Here is a 14,580-nt window from a genome sequence, read left to right as displayed (position 1 = left end):
CGCTCGCGCGACGACTTTTCGGAGCTGAAGATGGAATGCACAGTAAGTTGGACCGGCAACGCCGGCACGCGATCGGCGATGGGCTTCGTCGCCGAGACCGGCAGCGGCCATGTCCTGATGATGGATGGCGCGCCGGATGCCGCCAAGCCCGAGAACGGCGGCCAGAACCTGGCTGCCCGGCCGATGGAGACGGTGCTGGCCGGGACCGGCGGCTGCACCGCCTACGACGTCGTGCACATCCTCAAGCGCGGCCGCCACCAGGTCGAGCGCTGCAGTGTCAAACTGACCAGCGAGCGGGCCGAAAAAGATCCCAAGGTCTTCACCAAGATCCACATGCACTTCACGGTGGCGGGCAAGGGCATCCCGGCGGCGGCGGTCGAACGCGCGATCGCGCTGAGCCACGACACCTACTGCTCGGCCACCATCATGCTCGGCAAGACGGCCGAGATCACGACCAGCTTCGACCTGGTGGAGGCCTGATTCAGATCCTGTGCGCGACCGTGGTCATGACGCGGGAGGCCATCCGCATCAAGGCCTTGGCCGGCGCCGGCAACTCCTTGGCCCCGGCGTTCCAGGCCTGGGCCGCGTGACGGGCCTCGTCCACTTTCATCTGCTCGACCACGGCGCGCGAGGCGGTGTCGGCCGCCGGCAGGCGGTCGAGATGGCCATCGAGATGCGCTTCGACCTGGCGCTCGGTCTCGGCCACGAAGCCCAGGCTGGTCGCATCCCCGAAGCGGCCAGCCACCAGTCCGAGCCCGAATGCGCCCAGGTACCAGAGCGGGTTCAGGACCGACGCGTGGCTCCCCAGGTCGTCGATCCGCTGCTGGGTCCAGGCCAGGTGGTCGGTTTCCTCGCGCGCCGCCTCTTCGAAGTGCCGCCGAAGGGCAGGGTCCCGCGTGACCGCCGCCTGTGCCGTATAGAGTGCCTGTGCGCACACCTCCCCGACATGGTTGACCCGCATCAGGGCGCCGGCCTCGCGCCGCTCGGCCTCGCTCAGGCTGCCTCCCGCCACCGCGGGCGCGGGCAGCGCCCGCGTCGCATGCGGCTTGGCAAAAAGAGTGCGCAGCGCCGCGTCGGCCGCGCCCAGGACGGAGTCAAGCGTTCGGTTCATGAAGTGATTGGAACCGATGTACAAAATGTCACATGCATGGAGCGCCAACGTTCCACATCATGAAGCGGACAAGCGGGCCAAAGCTTTGTTGCACCGCTGCAACGAAACGCCTCGCCCGGCCGCCTTTTCGGGCGAATTGCTTTGCCCTCCCGAAGCGGCTCTGGTGCAATAGCGACAACTTCCCAAAAGGAGGTTGGCCCGGGGTCCGGTGGGAGCACAAAGTGCCAGTCACGGTGAGCCCTTCGCACCGGAGCCCTATGTTTAACCTTGGAGAAACTTGCAATGAAAAAATCTCTAGTTGCCCTGGCTGCTCTGGCTGTTGCCGGTATTGCCTCGGCTCAGTCGTCGGTCACCCTGTTCGGTGTGGTTGACGCGACGATCAACGGCATTTCGAACAAGACGGACCAGCCGGTGTTCCTGGGTAACGTCAATGGCCTGCCGATCTTCGGCACCCAAAGCGTTACGACCAGCAAGACGCAACTGACCAACTCGGGCTACAACTCCAGCCGTCTGGGCTTCCGTGGTACGGAAGACCTCGGTGGTGGCCTGGCTGCCAGCTTCTGGCTCGAAGCCGGCATGAGCAACGATGACGGCAACGGTGCTGCTACCGGTGGTGGCCTGAACTTCAACCGTCGTTCGACGGTCAGCCTGTCGGGCAACTTCGGTGAAGTGCGCCTCGGTCGCGACTACACCCCGACGTTCTGGAACGACACCGTGTTCGATCCGTTCGGCACCAACGGCGTTGGTACCAACCTGATCTCCACCGCCAACGGTTTCAGCAGCAACGGCGCCCGCACGGGTGGCTTCACCGCTAACCAGAACTACGTTCGCGCCAGCAACTCGGTCGGCTACTTCCTGCCGCCGAACCTGGGTGGTTTCTATGGCCAGGTGATGTACTCGTTCAACGAGAAGACCAGCTACGATCCGGGCGGCCTGACCCCTCCCGGCTCGGTTGCCATCGTGAACAACCCCGCGCTGCTGCTCATTCCTGGCAATGAGCGCGCTGGCCGCTACGGTGGTGGTCGCGTCGGCTACGCCAACGGTCCCCTGGACGTTGCGATCGCCTACGGCCAAAGCACCATCGCGTCGAACTTCTACGCCGGCACGACGAACAACCTGAACACCTGGAACCTCGGTGCTTCGTACGACTTCGGCGTGGTCAAGCTGTTCGGTGAATACTCGAATGCTGAACTGAAGCAAGAGAGCTCGACGAACTTCATCGCTGGTGTGACCAACCCGTTCGGCTGGCGTAACCCTGGTGCTGACGGCTGGCTGATCGGCGCGACCGTTCCTGTCGGTCCTGGCCTGATCCGCCTGTCGTACTCGGCAGTCAACTACAAGAACACCGGTTCGCTGATCAACCCGGCCAACCCGTTCCTCGGCTTCAATGACGACGCCAAGGCTGACAAGTTCGCCCTGGGCTATGTGCACAACCTGTCGAAGCGTACGGCCCTGTACGCAACGGTGGCGTACCTGAGCAACAAGGACGGTGCTGACCTGACGCTGGGCGGCCCGGCTTTCTTCTCGTCGAGCGCCACCATTGTGACCGGCGTGCCGAAGAGCTCGACCGGCTACGACTTCGGTATCCGTCACGCTTTCTGATTTGACGCTGGCGCAAGCCAGCATCAATGGGAAGTCTTGAAAGCCACTCGACGAAAGTCGAGTGGCTTTTTTCATGGCCGAACAGGCGGCGCACCCCCGGGGAACCCCCGCTTGGGCACGCAGCTTGCTCTGCTAGCATCATTGGTCACTCTTGTTTCTGAATGATTGCTTTCGTACTGCGCCGCCTGATCCAGGCCGTGATCGTCATGGTCGCGGTCGCCTTCTTCGCCTTCCTCCTGTTCCAGTACGTGGGCGATCCGGTCGTCTTCCTGCTCGGCCAGGACGCCAAGCCCGAGCAGATCCGCGAACTGCGCGCCGCCTTGGGGCTCGACAAGCCCTTCTTCGTGCAGTTCTGGCACTTCCTAGTCAATGCAGCGCAGGGCGAATTCGGCCTCAGCCTGCGGCAGGGCGCCAAGGTCTCGCGGCTGATCGGCGAGCGCTTCCCCGCGACGCTCGAACTGTCGCTGGTGGCCGCGGTGCTGGCGTTGGTCATCGGCATCCCGATGGGCGTCTACACGGCGCTGCGGCGCGGTAGCGTCACCAGCCAGGTCTTCATGACGCTGTCGCTGCTCGGCGTCTCGCTGCCGACCTTCCTGATCGGCATCCTGCTGATCCTGGTGTTCGCGGTGCACCTGGGCTGGTTCCCCAGCTTCGGCCGCGGCGAGACGGTGCAGATGGGCTGGTGGAGCACCGGCCTGCTGAAGTCCGATGGCTGGATGCACATCGTGCTGCCCGCGATCACGCTGGCGATCTTCCAGCTGACGCTCATCATGCGGCTGGTGCGCGCCGAGATGCTCGAGGTGCTGCGCGCCGACTACATCAAGTTCGCGCGGGCACGGGGCCTGTCCGACCGCGCGATCCATTTCGGTCATGCGCTCAAGAACACGCTGGTGCCGGTGATGACCATCACCGGGCTGCAGCTCGGCGGCCTGATCGCGTTCTCGATCATCACCGAGTCGGTATTCCAGTGGCCCGGCATGGGGCTGCTGTTCATCCAGGCCGTGACCTTCGCCGACATCCCCGTGATGGCCGCGTACCTGTGCCTGATCGCCCTCATCTTCGTCGTCATCAATCTCGTGGTCGATCTGCTCTATTTCGTGGTCGATCCGAGGTTGAGGATCAGCAACGCCGGAGGCCACTGAATGACTGAACCCCGACTGCAGGCGGCCGGCAGGCCCTTTGCGCACATCGCCCGCCTCCATCCCGAACTGACCGCGTTCCGGCGCGACCTGCACGCGCATCCCGAACTCGGCTTCGAAGAGGTCTACACCTCGGGCCGCGTCCACGAGGCGCTGAAGGCCTGCGGCGTGGACGAGATCCACACCGGCATCGGCAAGACCGGCGTGGTTGGCGTGATCCGTGGCCGCAGCACGGCCAGCGGCCGCATGCTGGGCTTGCGCGCCGACATGGATGCGCTGCCGATGGCCGAGGACAACGACTTCGCGTGGCGCTCGGGCAAGCAGGGCCTGATGCATGGCTGCGGCCACGACGGTCATACCGCGATGCTGGTCGGCGCGGCGCGCTACCTGGCCGAGACGCGCAACTTCGATGGCACCGCGGTGCTCATCTTCCAGCCCGGCGAGGAAGGTTTCGCGGGCGCCCGGGTGATGATCGAGGACGGCCTCTTCGACCGCTTCCCGGTCGACTCGGTCTATGCCATGCACAACTGGCCCGGCATGCCGGCCGGCACGGTCGGCATCAATCGCGGCGCGATGATGGCGGCGGCGGATCGCATCACGATCGAAGTCACGGGCAAGGGCGGCCATGGGGCCCATGCCTACCTGACGGTCGACCCGGTGGTGGTGTCGGCCCACATCATCACGGCGGTGCAGAGCATCGTGTCGCGCAATGTGCGGCCGATCGATGCCGCGGTGGTCAGCATTTGCGCCGTGCACGCCGGCGACCTGGGCGCGATGAGCGTGGTGCCGGGCAAGGCGACGCTGGTCGGCACCGTGCGCACCTTCAGCTCGCGTGTGCAGGAGCAGGTCGAGCGGCGCCTGGTCGAACTCAGCAGCGCGGTGGCCGCGGGCTTCGGCGCCTCGGCCCAGGTGAAGTTCGAGCGCATCTATCCGGCCACGATCAACACAGCCCCCGAGGCCCAGTTCGCTGGCGACGTGGCGCAGGCCCTGGTGGGCGCGCACAACGTCGAGCGCAACATGGAGCCCAGCATGGGCGCCGAAGATTTCTCCTTCATGCTGCAGAAGAAGGCCGGCGCCTACCTGCGCATCGGTCAGGACGCCCGCGGCGGCGCTTTTCTGCACAACAGCCAGTACGACTTCAACGACGAGATTCTGCCGTTGGGCGCCGCCTTGCATGCGGGCCTGGTCGAGCAGGGCATGCCGCTGGCCGCCAAGGCCGGCACAACAAAAAACAGGACCGTCTCGACGGCCGCCTGAATCTTTCCAACCCGAGGAGTGCTTCCCATGAGTCTGAAGAAAAGCGTGGTCGCGGCCGCGATCCTGTCCGTGCTGGCGACCGCGAGCCTGATGGCCGGTGCCCAGACGATCCGTATCGCCAACCAGGGCGACGCGTTGTCGCTCGATCCGCATTCGCTCAACGAATCCCTGCAGCTCAGCGTAGCGGCCAACGTCTACGAGACCCTGACCGGCCGCAACAAGGACCTGAGCCTGGCGCCGCTTTTGGCCACCAGCTGGAAGCAGACCTCGCCCAACGTCTGGCGCTTCGAATTGCGCAAGGGCGTGCAGTTCCACGACGGCACGCCGTTCACCGCCGACGACGTGGTCTTCAGCTTCGCCCGGGCCAAGGGCGACGGCTCCGACATGAAGGCCACGCTGAGCGACATCAAGGAAGTGCGCAAGGTGGGTGACCTGGCGGTCGAGATCGAGACCAATGGTGCCTTCCCGATCCTGCCCGACGTGATCTCGCTGACCATGATCATGAGCAAGAAGTGGTGCGAGGAGAACGGCGCCGCCAAGCCCGTCGACAAGCGCAAGGGCATCGAGAACACCGCGTCGTTCAAGGCCAACGGCACCGGTCCGTTCCGCGTCCGCGAGCGCCAGCCCGATGTCCGCACCGTCTTCACGCGCAATGCCAACTACTGGGGCAAGATCGAAGGCAACGCGCAGGAGATCATCTTCACGCCGATCGCCAATCCGGCGACCCGCGTCGCCGCGCTGGTGTCGGGCCAGGTCGACGTGATGGAGCCGGTGCCGGTGCAGGACATCGCGCGCATCACGGCCAGCCCCAACGCTCGCGTGATCACCGGCCCCGAGCTGCGCACCATCTTCATGGGGATGGACCAGAAGCGCGACGAGCTGCTCTATTCCAGCGTCAAGGGCAAGAACCCGTTCAAGGACAAGCGCGTGCGCCAGGCCTTCTTCCAGGCCATCGACATCGTCGGCATCCAGAAGACCGTGATGCGCGGTGCCTCGCGCCCGACCGCCTTGCTGGTCGGCCCGGGTGTCAACGGCTGGAGCGAGCAGCAGGACAAGCGCCTGCCCTTCGACGTCGACGCCGCCAAGAAGCTGCTCACCGATGCGGGCTACCCGAACGGCTTCGAAGTCACGCTGAACTGCCCGAACGACCGCTACGTGAACGACGGCCAGATCTGCCAGAGCGTGGCCTCCAACCTCGCGAAGATCGGCGTCAAGATCAACCTCGCGACCGAGACCAAGGGCACCTACTTCCCGAAGATCCTGCGCCGCGACACCAGCTTCTACCTGCTGGGCTGGACCCCGACCACCTATGACGCGCACAACGCGCTGTCGTCGCTCACCGCCTGCCCGGACGACAAGGGCGCGGGCCAGTTCAACCTGGGCGCCTACTGCAATCCGAAGCTCGACGACCTGACCAAGAAGATCCAGTCGGAAAGCGACAAGGGCAAGCGCGACGCGATGATCAAGGAAGCCTTCACGATCCACATGGACGACGTCGGCCACCTGCCGCTGCACCAGCAGTCGCTGGCCTGGGGCGTGAGCAAGAAGGTCGAGCTGACGCAGCTGGCCGACAACTTCATGTACTTCAAGTGGATGAGCATCAAGCCGTAACGCAATGGCGGGCCTGGCGAGCCGCCTCCGGGCGGCCCGCCAGGCCCGATCGCTTCCGGCCATAGGCGCCTTCTTTTCGCTCCTCGATGAAAAAAACCCTAGCGCGCTGGCTCGACAGCGATGTCGGACACAGCTTCCGCAACTCGCCGGTCGCGATGATCGCCGCCGTCATCGCGTTCCTGTGCCTGTTCTGCGCCGTCTTCGCCGGCTGGGTGACGCCCCACAATCCCTTCGACCTGGCCACGCTCGAACTCGGCGATGCCCGCCTGCCGCCAGTCTGGAGCCCCGAGGGGTCCACCAAATACCTGCTCGGCACCGACGACCAGGGCCGGGACATTCTCTCGGCCGTGATCTACGGCGCCCGCATCTCGCTGGTCGTCGGCATCGTCTCGGTGGTGCTGTCGGTCCTGGTCGGCGTGATGCTCGGCCTGCTCGCCGGCTTCTGGGGCGGCTGGCTCGATGCCTTCCTGATGCGGGTCTGCGACGTGATGCTGTCGTTCCCGCCGATCCTGATCGCCCTGCTGATGGCCGGCGTCGGCCGGGCACTGTTTCCCGACGCGCCGACCTCGGTCGCCTTCGGCGTGCTGATCGTCGCGATCTCGCTGACCGGCTGGGTGCAGTACGCCCGCACCGTGCGCGGCTCGACGCTGGTCGAGCGCAGCAAGGAGTACGTGCAGGCGGCGCGCGTGACCGGCGTTTCGCGCTGGCGCATCATGATGCGCCACGTGCTGCCGAACGTCATGGGGCCGGTGATGGTGCTGGCCACGATCCAGGTCGCGACCGCGATCATCACCGAAGCCACCCTGTCGTTCCTGGGCGTCGGCGTGCCGCCGACCTCACCCTCGCTGGGCACCTTGATCCGGACCGGCAACGACTACCTGTTCTCGGGCGAATGGTGGATCACGGTGTTCCCGGGCGCGATGCTGGTGCTGATCTCGCTCAGCGTCAACCTGCTGGGCGACTGGCTGCGCGATGCCTTGAACCCGCGCTTGCGCTGAAGCTGGAGCCCCGCACATGAGTCTTCTGCAAGTTCGGAACCTGGTCGTCGAGTTCCCGCACCGCCGCGGCACGCTGCGTGCGCTGGACGACATTTCCTTCGAGATCGCGCCGGGGGAGATCCTCGGCGTGGTGGGTGAGTCCGGTGCCGGCAAGTCGCTCACCGGCGCCGCCATCATCGGCCTGCTGGAGCCGCCGGGCCGCGTGGCCGGCGGCGAGATCCTCCTCGAAGGGCAGCGCATCGACAACCTCGGCCACGAGGCGATGCGCCACATCCGCGGGCGCAAGATCGGCGCGATCTTCCAGGATCCGCTGACCTCGCTGAATCCGCTGTACACCGTGGGCCGGCAGCTGGTGGAGACCATCCGCGCGCACCTGCCGGTGAGCGAGAGCGAGGCGCGGCGGCGCGCCATCGGCCTGCTGCAGGACACGGGCATCCCGGCGGCGGAACAGCGCATCGACCACTTTCCGCACCAGTTCTCGGGCGGCATGCGGCAGCGCGTGGTGATCGCATTGGCGCTGGCGGCCGAGCCGAAGCTGATCGTCGCCGACGAGCCGACCACGGCCCTCGACGTCTCGATCCAGGCGCAGATCATCGAACTGCTCAAGGGCATCTGCAAGGATCGCGGCGCTGCGGTGATGCTGATCACGCACGACATGGGCGTGATCGCCGAGACCTGCGACCGCGTGGCCGTGATGTATGCGGGCCGGGTGGCCGAGATCGGGCCGGTGCACGAGGTGATCCACCAGCCCGCCCACCCCTACACCGCGGGCCTGATGGCCGCCATTCCCGACATGACGATGGACCGCGAACGCCTGAACCAGATCGATGGCGCGATGCCGCGCCTCAACGCGATCCCGCGCGGCTGCGCCTACAACCCACGTTGCCCGCGCGTGTTCGACCATTGCATGACCGAGCGCCCGGACCTGTTCAATGCCGGCGCGACCCGCGCCGCCTGCTGGCTGCACGAGGTGCACACCGCGTCGCCGGCCTATGGGGGTTTGGCATGACGGCGCTGGTCCAGGCGCACGACCTGGCGAAGAGCTTCGATGTCTCGCCGCCCTGGCTCAACCGGGTGCTCGAGCGCAAGCCGCGCGTGCAGCTGAAGGCGGTCGACGGCGTGAGCTTCTCGATCGAGCGCGGCCAGACGCTGGCGCTGGTGGGCGAGTCCGGTTGCGGCAAGAGCACGGTGGCGCGCCTGCTGGTCGGCCTCTACGAGCCGACCCGTGGCGGCATGCAGTTCGACGGCCAGGACGCGCACGCCGCCTTCAAGACCGCCGAGGGGCGCATCCTGCGCCGGCGCGTGCAGATGATTTTTCAGGACCCGTACGCGAGCCTCAACCCGCGCTGGATCGTCGAGGACATCGTCGGCGAGCCGCTGCGCGAGCACGGCATCCTGAAGGAAGGCCCGGCACTCAAGGCGCGCGTCGGCGAGCTGCTGCAGTCGGTCGGCCTGAGCCCGCTCGACATGGTGAAGTACCCGCACCAGTTCTCCGGCGGCCAGCGGCAGCGGATCTCGATCGCGCGGGCCCTGGCGACCCAGCCCGAGTTCCTGGTCTGCGACGAGCCGACCTCGGCACTCGACGTCAGCGTGCAGGCGCAGGTGCTCAACATCATGAAGGACCTGCAGCGCGCGCAGGGCCTGACCTATCTCTTCATCTCGCACAACCTGGCGGTGGTGCGGCACGTGGCCGACCAGGTCGGCGTGATGTATCTCGGTCGGCTGGTGGAGGTGGCGGACAAGGCGCAGCTGTTCGCCACGCCGCAGCATCCCTACACCCGCATGCTGCTCGATGCGATCCCGCAGATGAAGCACACCGGCCGCCGCCGCACGCCGGTGCAGGGCGAGGTGCCGAACCCCTTGAACCCGCCGAGCGGCTGCACCTTCCATCCGCGTTGCCCGCTGGCCAACGAGCGCTGCAAGACCGAGCGGCCGCCGCTGCAGATGCTGCGCGGCGTGCAGGTGGCCTGCCACGCGGTGGAAGAAAACAGAGACTGAGACCTTCCGGCGCGAGGGCTACTGCTCTTCGCCCCAGGCGTAGCCGTCGCGGGCGATCATCGCGCTCGACGCGCTTGGCCCCCAGGTGCCGGCCGCGTACGGACGCGGCGCCCCGTCCGAGGCCCAGCTGTCGATCAGCGGCTCGACCCAGCGCCAGGCTTCTTCCTGCTCGTCGCTGCGCACGAACAGGTTCAGCCGGCCGTCGATGACATCGAGCAGCAGCCGCTCGTAGGCGCCGACGCGCTCGGTCCCGAAGCGCTTGTCGAAGTCGAGATCGAGCTGCACCGGTGCCAGCTGCGGGCCGGCGTGCCGGTTGCCGTTGCGCTGGCGCTTGTCCTGCGCCTGGGCCAGCATGTGCAGCTCGAGCCCGTCCTTGGGCTGCAGGTTGATCACCAGCTTGTTGACCGCGTTGGTCGGCGCGCTGTAGATCGCATGCGGCGTCTGGCGGAAGCTGATCTCGATGCGGGCGTCGCGCGAACCCAGCCGCTTGCCGGTGCGGATATAGAGCGGCACGCCGGCCCAGCGCCAGTTGGCGATCTCGGTGCGCAGCGCGACGAAGGTCTCGGTGCGGCTCTCGGGGTCGACACCGGGTTCGTCGCGGTAGCCCTGGACGCGCTCGCCGTAGGCGGTACCGGCCGCATACTGGCCGCGGATCGCGTGCATCCCGATCGATTCGGCGGTCCAGGGCTTGAGCGCCCGCAGCACCTTGAGCTTCTCGTCGCGAATGGCGTCGGCATGGGCGTTGATCGGCGGTTCCATGCCGATTGCGCAGACCAGCTGCAGCGCATGGTTCTGCACCATGTCGCGCAGTGCGCCGGTCTGGTCGTAGAAGGCACCGCGCTTCTCGACGCCGAGGTCCTCGGCGATCGTGATCTGGATGTTGGCGATGTATTCGCGGCGCCAGATCGGCTCGAACAGCGCGTTGCCGAAGCGCATCGCGAACAGGTTCTGCACCGAGGGCTTGCCCAGGTAGTGGTCGATGCGGAACACCTGCTGCTCGGTCAGCACCTTGCGCACCGCACTGTTGATCTCGCGGTTCGACGCCAGGTCATGGCCGAGCGGCTTCTCGAGCACCAGGCGCACGTGCGGGCCGTTGAGCCCGGCGACGGCCAGCTGCTCGACCGCCTGGGTGAAGAGCCCGGGCGCGGTCGCGAGGTACATCACGACGGTGTCGGCATTGCGCTGCTTCAGCAGTTCGCCGAGCTTGGCGTAGTCCTCGGGCTTCGAGAGGTCCATGCGCTGGAAGTACAGCATCGAGGCGAACTGCTTGAACTCCTCGGGCGAGGGCCGCTTGGCGCCCTCGACCGCCGCGAAGCGCGACTGGATCAGCTCGCGGTAGGCATCGTCGCTGAGGTCGTCGCGCGCCACGCCGATGATGCGCCCGCCTTCGGGCAGGCTGCCGTGGCGGAAGGCCTGGAACAGTGCCGGCATCAGCTTGCGCCATGCGAGGTCACCGGTACCGCCAAAGAGGACGAGGTCGAAACTCATGGATACATCCGTGGTGTTGTTGAGGGCCGAGCATGCAGCTTTCAGCGAATGGTACTTGTACCGATCCTGCGCGGTCCGGTACGCGATAAGCTGAAAAGCGGCCCGCGGGGCCTTTTTTGTTCTTGAGAGGTCCTGATGAAGAAGATTTTTGCGATGACCGCGGCGGCTGCGCTGCTGGGCGCCACGGGCGCCGCTTCGGCCCAGACCGTCAACGTCATCTGCTCGGTGCAGGCCGAATGGTGCAACATGATCGCCACGGTCTACGCACGCACCACCGGCGTCAAGCTCAACATGTCGCTGAAGGGTTCAGGCGAGGCGCTGGCGCAGTTGATCGCCGAGAAAGAGAACCCCAAGACCGACGTCTGGTTCGGCGGCACCGGCGACCCGCATCTGCAGGCGGCCGAATCGGGCCTGACGCTCGAATACAAGTCGCCCAGCCTGCCGCAGCTCTATCCGTGGGCCCAGCAGCAGGCCCAGCAGTCGGGCTGGAAGACCGTCGGCATCTACTCGGGGCCGCTGGGCTTCGGCTACAACACCGAACTGCTGCAGAAGAAAAAGCTGGCCGTGCCGCGCAGCTGGGCCGATCTGCTCAAGCCCGAATACAAGGGCGACATCCAGGTCGCCAACCCGGCCTCCAGCGGCACCGCCTACACGATGATTGCGACCCTGGTCCAGCTGATGGGCGAGGACAAGGCCTTCGAGTACCTCAAGGGCCTGCACAAGAACGTCGGCCAGTACACGCGCTCGGGCACCGGCCCGATCAAGGCGGTGGCGCGCGGCGAGACCGCGGTGTCGATCAGCTTCGTCCACGATGCGCCGCAGGAGCGGATGCAGGGCTTCCCGGTCCAGACGGTGACGCCGTCCGAAGGCACCGGCGCCGAGATCGGCTCGATGAGCATCGTCAAGGGCGCGCGCAACCTGGCCGAGGCCAAGAAGTTCTACGAATGGGCGCTGACGCCGCAGGCCCAGACATTCGGCGCCGCGGCCAAGCAGTTCCAGCTGCCGTCGAACAAGGCGACGCCGGTCGATGCCAACGTGCCGGACTTCAAGAAGATCAAGATGATCGACTACGACTACGCCAAGTACGGCGCCAGCGCCGAACGCAAACGCCTGATCGCGCGCTGGGAGAAGGACGTCAACTCGCTGCCGCGCTGAGAGCATGTCTTCTCGGCGCCCCAATGCACCGGTCTGGACCTGCGTCGCGGCGGGGCTGCTGGCCTACTTCGTGCTGCCCTGGTATGCGATCCAGGACACCAGCTGGTGGGAGGCGCTGCCGCAGGTCTTCGGTTCCGCCGAAGGCGCCAACGGCGTCATGCAGGCGCTTCTGCAGGCCCGCAGCTGGCTCTGGATCGGGTTGTTCGGGCTGGCGATCTGCGCGCTCGGCGCCCTGTTGCCCACCGGCCGCACCCAGGGCCGGCTGCTGCTGGTGGGCGGCGCGGTCGGGGCGATCGGCCTGGCGCTCAGCGCCTTCCTGATCGGCGCTCGCGGCTGGACCCTGCCGGTTCTCAACGCCCGGCTCGGCGAGCTGCCGGTCAACCAGTTCGGCATCGGCGCCGGCGGCTTCATCGCGCTCTCGGCGCTGATCCTGCTCGCCGCCTTCGGGCTGGCGCGGCTCGGCTTCTTCAAGGGCGACCTGTTCGTCTCCGGCGCGGTGGTGGGCTGCGGCGTGCTGATGGCGCTGTTCATCGCCTACCCGGTCAGCAAGGCGCTGGCCGGCGCCCTCCTGGACGAGGACGGCCGCGCGTCCTTCGCGGCCTTCGTGGCGCGCATCGGCACCGAGCGGGTCTGGGGCCTGGGCTGCCTGGCCGGCGGCGTGCGCTGCGGCGTGGCCTGGAACACGCTGGTGCTGGCCTTGCTGACCGCCGCCGGCACCACCTTCCTCGGCACGCTGATGGCGCTGATGGCCGAGCGCGGCAGCCGGCGCTGGCAGGCCCCGCTGCGGGTGCTGGCGCTGCTGCCGATCATCACGCCGCCGTTCGTGGTCGGGCTCGGCCTGATCCTGCTGTTCGGACGCGCCGGCGTCGTCAACCAGCTGCTCGAGAGCGCCTTCGGCATCGAGCCCACGCGCTGGTTCTACGGCATGCCGGGCGTGCTGGTGGCACAGCTCTTCGCCTTCACGCCGATCGCCTTCATGATCATGCGCGGCGTGGTGCAGGGCGTCTCGCCCAGCCTCGAGGAGGCGGCGCAGATGCTGCGCGCCGACCGCCGCCGCACCTTCTTCACGGTCACCCTGCCGCTGCTCAAGCCCGGGCTCGCGAACGCCTTCCTGGTCGGCTTCATCGAGAGCATCGCGGACTTCGGCAATCCGGTGGTGGTGGGCGGCCAGTTCTCGGTGCTGTCGACCGACATCTTCTTCGCCATCGTCGGTGCCCAGTACGACCAGGGCCGCGCCGCCTCGCTGGCCTGGGTGCTGACGCTCTTCGCGCTCGGCGTGTTCGCGCTCCAGCGCGCCGTGCTCGGCAAGCAGAACTACACCACGGTCAGCGGCAAGGGCGACGCCGGCATCGCGATGGCGCTGCCGGCCGGCGTGCGCCGCACCATCTACGGCATCGCGCTGCCATGGATCGCCTTCACGGTGGTGGTCTACCTGTTCGCCTTCGCGGGCGGCTTCGTCCAGACCTGGGGCCGCGACTACACCTTCACGCTGAACCATTTCAAGACCGCGTTCGCGCTCGAATGGGGGCAGTTCGGCATCGTCTGGGCCGGCACGGCATGGAACTCGCTGATCACCACGGTCAAGCTGGCCGGCATCTCGGCGCCGCTCACTGCGGGGCTCGGCCTGCTGATCGCCTGGCTGCTGGCGCGCAACGAGTTCAAGGGGCAGGGCGCGTTCGAGTTCGCGGCGCTGCTGGCCTTCGCGATTCCGGGCACGGTGCTCGGCGTGAGCTACATCCTGGCCTTCAACGTGCCGCCGCTGGAGCTCACCGGAACCGGCCTGATCATCGTGCTGTGCTTCATGTTCCGGAACCTGCCGGTCGGCGTGCGGGCGGGCACGGCCGCCTTCAAGCAGCTCGACCGCTCGCTCGACGAGGCCTCGCTGATGCTGCGAGCCTCGACCTCGCAGACGCTGTTCAAGGTGGTGCTCCCGCTGCTGAAGCCGGCCCTCGTGGCGGCGCTGGTCTACAGCTTCGTGCGGGCGATGACCACGGTGAGCGCGGTGATCTTCCTGGTCACGGCCGAGAACGAACTGGCGACCACCTACATCATCGGCCGGGTCGGCAACGGCGACTACGGCATCGCGCTGGCCTACTGCACCGTGCTGATGATCCTGATGTCGGTCGCGATCGCGGCGGTGCAGCTGCTGGTCGGCGAGCGCAAGCTGGGGCGGCGCAAGCAGGGCGTGCCGAGCATCGCGGTGGCCGCCCATTGAACACGG

Annotated in this window: 12 protein-coding genes; 10 read left to right on the top strand and 2 right to left on the bottom strand. The window is 67.0% G+C overall.

The window, feature by feature from the left end; genetic code table 11:
* The first annotated feature begins 30 nt into the window (after positions 1–30).
* Positions 31–480 (top strand): OsmC family protein, encoded by a 450-nt coding sequence (locus QTI68_RS19200; RefSeq protein WP_286523583.1) that lies wholly within the window; start codon positions 31–33, stop codon positions 478–480.
* A gap of 1 nt (position 481) precedes the next feature.
* Here the strand turns inward: QTI68_RS19200 and coq7 are convergent, their stop codons facing one another.
* Positions 482–1,111: a 2-polyprenyl-3-methyl-6-methoxy-1,4-benzoquinone monooxygenase gene (gene coq7 / locus QTI68_RS19195; RefSeq protein WP_286523580.1), complete on the bottom strand. Its 630-nt coding sequence runs from the start codon at positions 1,109–1,111 to the stop codon at positions 482–484.
* A 282-nt stretch (positions 1,112–1,393) separates the two neighbouring features.
* On the opposite strand from coq7, the gene QTI68_RS19190 reads away from it, so the two are divergent.
* The 7 genes from QTI68_RS19190 to QTI68_RS19160 all read left to right on the top strand — a co-directional run bounded on the left by QTI68_RS19190 (position 1,394) and on the right by QTI68_RS19160 (position 9,716).
* Positions 1,394–2,713 (top strand): porin, encoded by a 1,320-nt coding sequence (locus tag QTI68_RS19190; RefSeq protein WP_286523578.1) that lies wholly within the window; start codon positions 1,394–1,396, stop codon positions 2,711–2,713.
* A 161-nt stretch (positions 2,714–2,874) separates the two neighbouring features.
* A complete protein-coding gene (locus QTI68_RS19185; protein WP_286523577.1) occupies positions 2,875–3,855 on the top strand; it encodes an ABC transporter permease in 981 nt (326 codons plus the stop codon).
* Positions 3,856–5,109, top strand: coding sequence for a M20 aminoacylase family protein (locus tag QTI68_RS19180; protein ID WP_286523576.1), 1,254 nt, complete (start codon positions 3,856–3,858; stop codon positions 5,107–5,109).
* 27 nt (positions 5,110–5,136) lie between these two features.
* Complete coding sequence (locus QTI68_RS19175) at positions 5,137–6,720, top strand: ABC transporter substrate-binding protein (RefSeq protein ID WP_286523574.1); 1,584 nt, start codon at positions 5,137–5,139, stop codon at positions 6,718–6,720.
* 86 nt (positions 6,721–6,806) lie between these two features.
* Entirely contained in the window at positions 6,807–7,718 is a 912-nt protein-coding gene (locus tag QTI68_RS19170) for an ABC transporter permease (protein ID WP_286523572.1), read from the top strand.
* A 16-nt stretch (positions 7,719–7,734) separates the two neighbouring features.
* The gene (locus QTI68_RS19165) at positions 7,735–8,727 is read left to right on the top strand and encodes an ABC transporter ATP-binding protein (RefSeq protein ID WP_286523571.1); all 993 of its coding nucleotides are present in this window, start codon (positions 7,735–7,737) and stop codon (positions 8,725–8,727) included.
* Positions 8,724–9,716: an ABC transporter ATP-binding protein gene (locus QTI68_RS19160; RefSeq protein ID WP_286523570.1), complete on the top strand. Its 993-nt coding sequence runs from the start codon at positions 8,724–8,726 to the stop codon at positions 9,714–9,716. The genes QTI68_RS19165 and QTI68_RS19160 overlap by 4 nt, the downstream gene beginning before the upstream one ends.
* A gap of 18 nt (positions 9,717–9,734) precedes the next feature.
* Here the strand turns inward: QTI68_RS19160 and zwf are convergent, their stop codons facing one another.
* Positions 9,735–11,204, bottom strand: a complete 1,470-nt coding sequence (gene zwf / locus QTI68_RS19155) for a glucose-6-phosphate dehydrogenase (protein ID WP_286523568.1) — start codon at positions 11,202–11,204, stop codon at positions 9,735–9,737.
* A 135-nt stretch (positions 11,205–11,339) separates the two neighbouring features.
* Between zwf and QTI68_RS19150 the strand changes: the two genes are divergently transcribed.
* Together QTI68_RS19150 and QTI68_RS19145 are read left to right on the top strand one after the other, a co-directional pair.
* Entirely contained in the window at positions 11,340–12,359 is a 1,020-nt protein-coding gene (locus QTI68_RS19150; protein WP_286523566.1) for an ABC transporter substrate-binding protein, read from the top strand.
* A gap of 4 nt (positions 12,360–12,363) precedes the next feature.
* Positions 12,364–14,574 (top strand): ABC transporter permease, encoded by a 2,211-nt coding sequence (locus QTI68_RS19145; protein WP_286523564.1) that lies wholly within the window; start codon positions 12,364–12,366, stop codon positions 14,572–14,574.
* The last annotated feature ends 6 nt before the right edge of the window (positions 14,575–14,580 follow it).

It is taken from the genome of Variovorax sp. J31P207, from assembly GCF_030316965.1.
In the GTDB taxonomy this organism is placed as follows: domain Bacteria; phylum Pseudomonadota; class Gammaproteobacteria; order Burkholderiales; family Burkholderiaceae_C; genus Variovorax; species Variovorax ginsengisoli_B.
The sequence above is the reverse complement of the archived record's forward strand: the minus strand, read 5'-3'. Positions and strand labels throughout refer to the sequence as shown.

What these genes read in the sequence shown, in the direction of transcription:
- coq7 (WP_286523580.1), bottom strand. Translation starts at nt 1,111, where the DNA reads ATGAACCGAACGCTTGACTCCGTCCTGGGCGCGGCCGACGCGGCGCTG.
- QTI68_RS19170 (WP_286523572.1), top strand. Translation starts at nt 6,807, where the DNA reads ATGAAAAAAACCCTAGCGCGCTGGCTCGACAGCGATGTCGGACACAGC.
- zwf (WP_286523568.1), bottom strand. Translation starts at nt 11,204, where the DNA reads ATGAGTTTCGACCTCGTCCTCTTTGGCGGTACCGGTGACCTCGCATGG.
- QTI68_RS19200 (WP_286523583.1), top strand. Translation starts at nt 31, where the DNA reads ATGGAATGCACAGTAAGTTGGACCGGCAACGCCGGCACGCGATCGGCG.
- QTI68_RS19190 (WP_286523578.1), top strand. Translation starts at nt 1,394, where the DNA reads ATGAAAAAATCTCTAGTTGCCCTGGCTGCTCTGGCTGTTGCCGGTATT.
- QTI68_RS19150 (WP_286523566.1), top strand. Translation starts at nt 11,340, where the DNA reads ATGAAGAAGATTTTTGCGATGACCGCGGCGGCTGCGCTGCTGGGCGCC.
- QTI68_RS19165 (WP_286523571.1), top strand. Translation starts at nt 7,735, where the DNA reads ATGAGTCTTCTGCAAGTTCGGAACCTGGTCGTCGAGTTCCCGCACCGC.
- QTI68_RS19175 (WP_286523574.1), top strand. Translation starts at nt 5,137, where the DNA reads ATGAGTCTGAAGAAAAGCGTGGTCGCGGCCGCGATCCTGTCCGTGCTG.
- QTI68_RS19160 (WP_286523570.1), top strand. Translation starts at nt 8,724, where the DNA reads ATGACGGCGCTGGTCCAGGCGCACGACCTGGCGAAGAGCTTCGATGTC.
- QTI68_RS19145 (WP_286523564.1), top strand. Translation starts at nt 12,364, where the DNA reads ATGTCTTCTCGGCGCCCCAATGCACCGGTCTGGACCTGCGTCGCGGCG.
- QTI68_RS19180 (WP_286523576.1), top strand. Translation starts at nt 3,856, where the DNA reads ATGACTGAACCCCGACTGCAGGCGGCCGGCAGGCCCTTTGCGCACATC.
- QTI68_RS19185 (WP_286523577.1), top strand. Translation starts at nt 2,875, where the DNA reads ATGATTGCTTTCGTACTGCGCCGCCTGATCCAGGCCGTGATCGTCATG.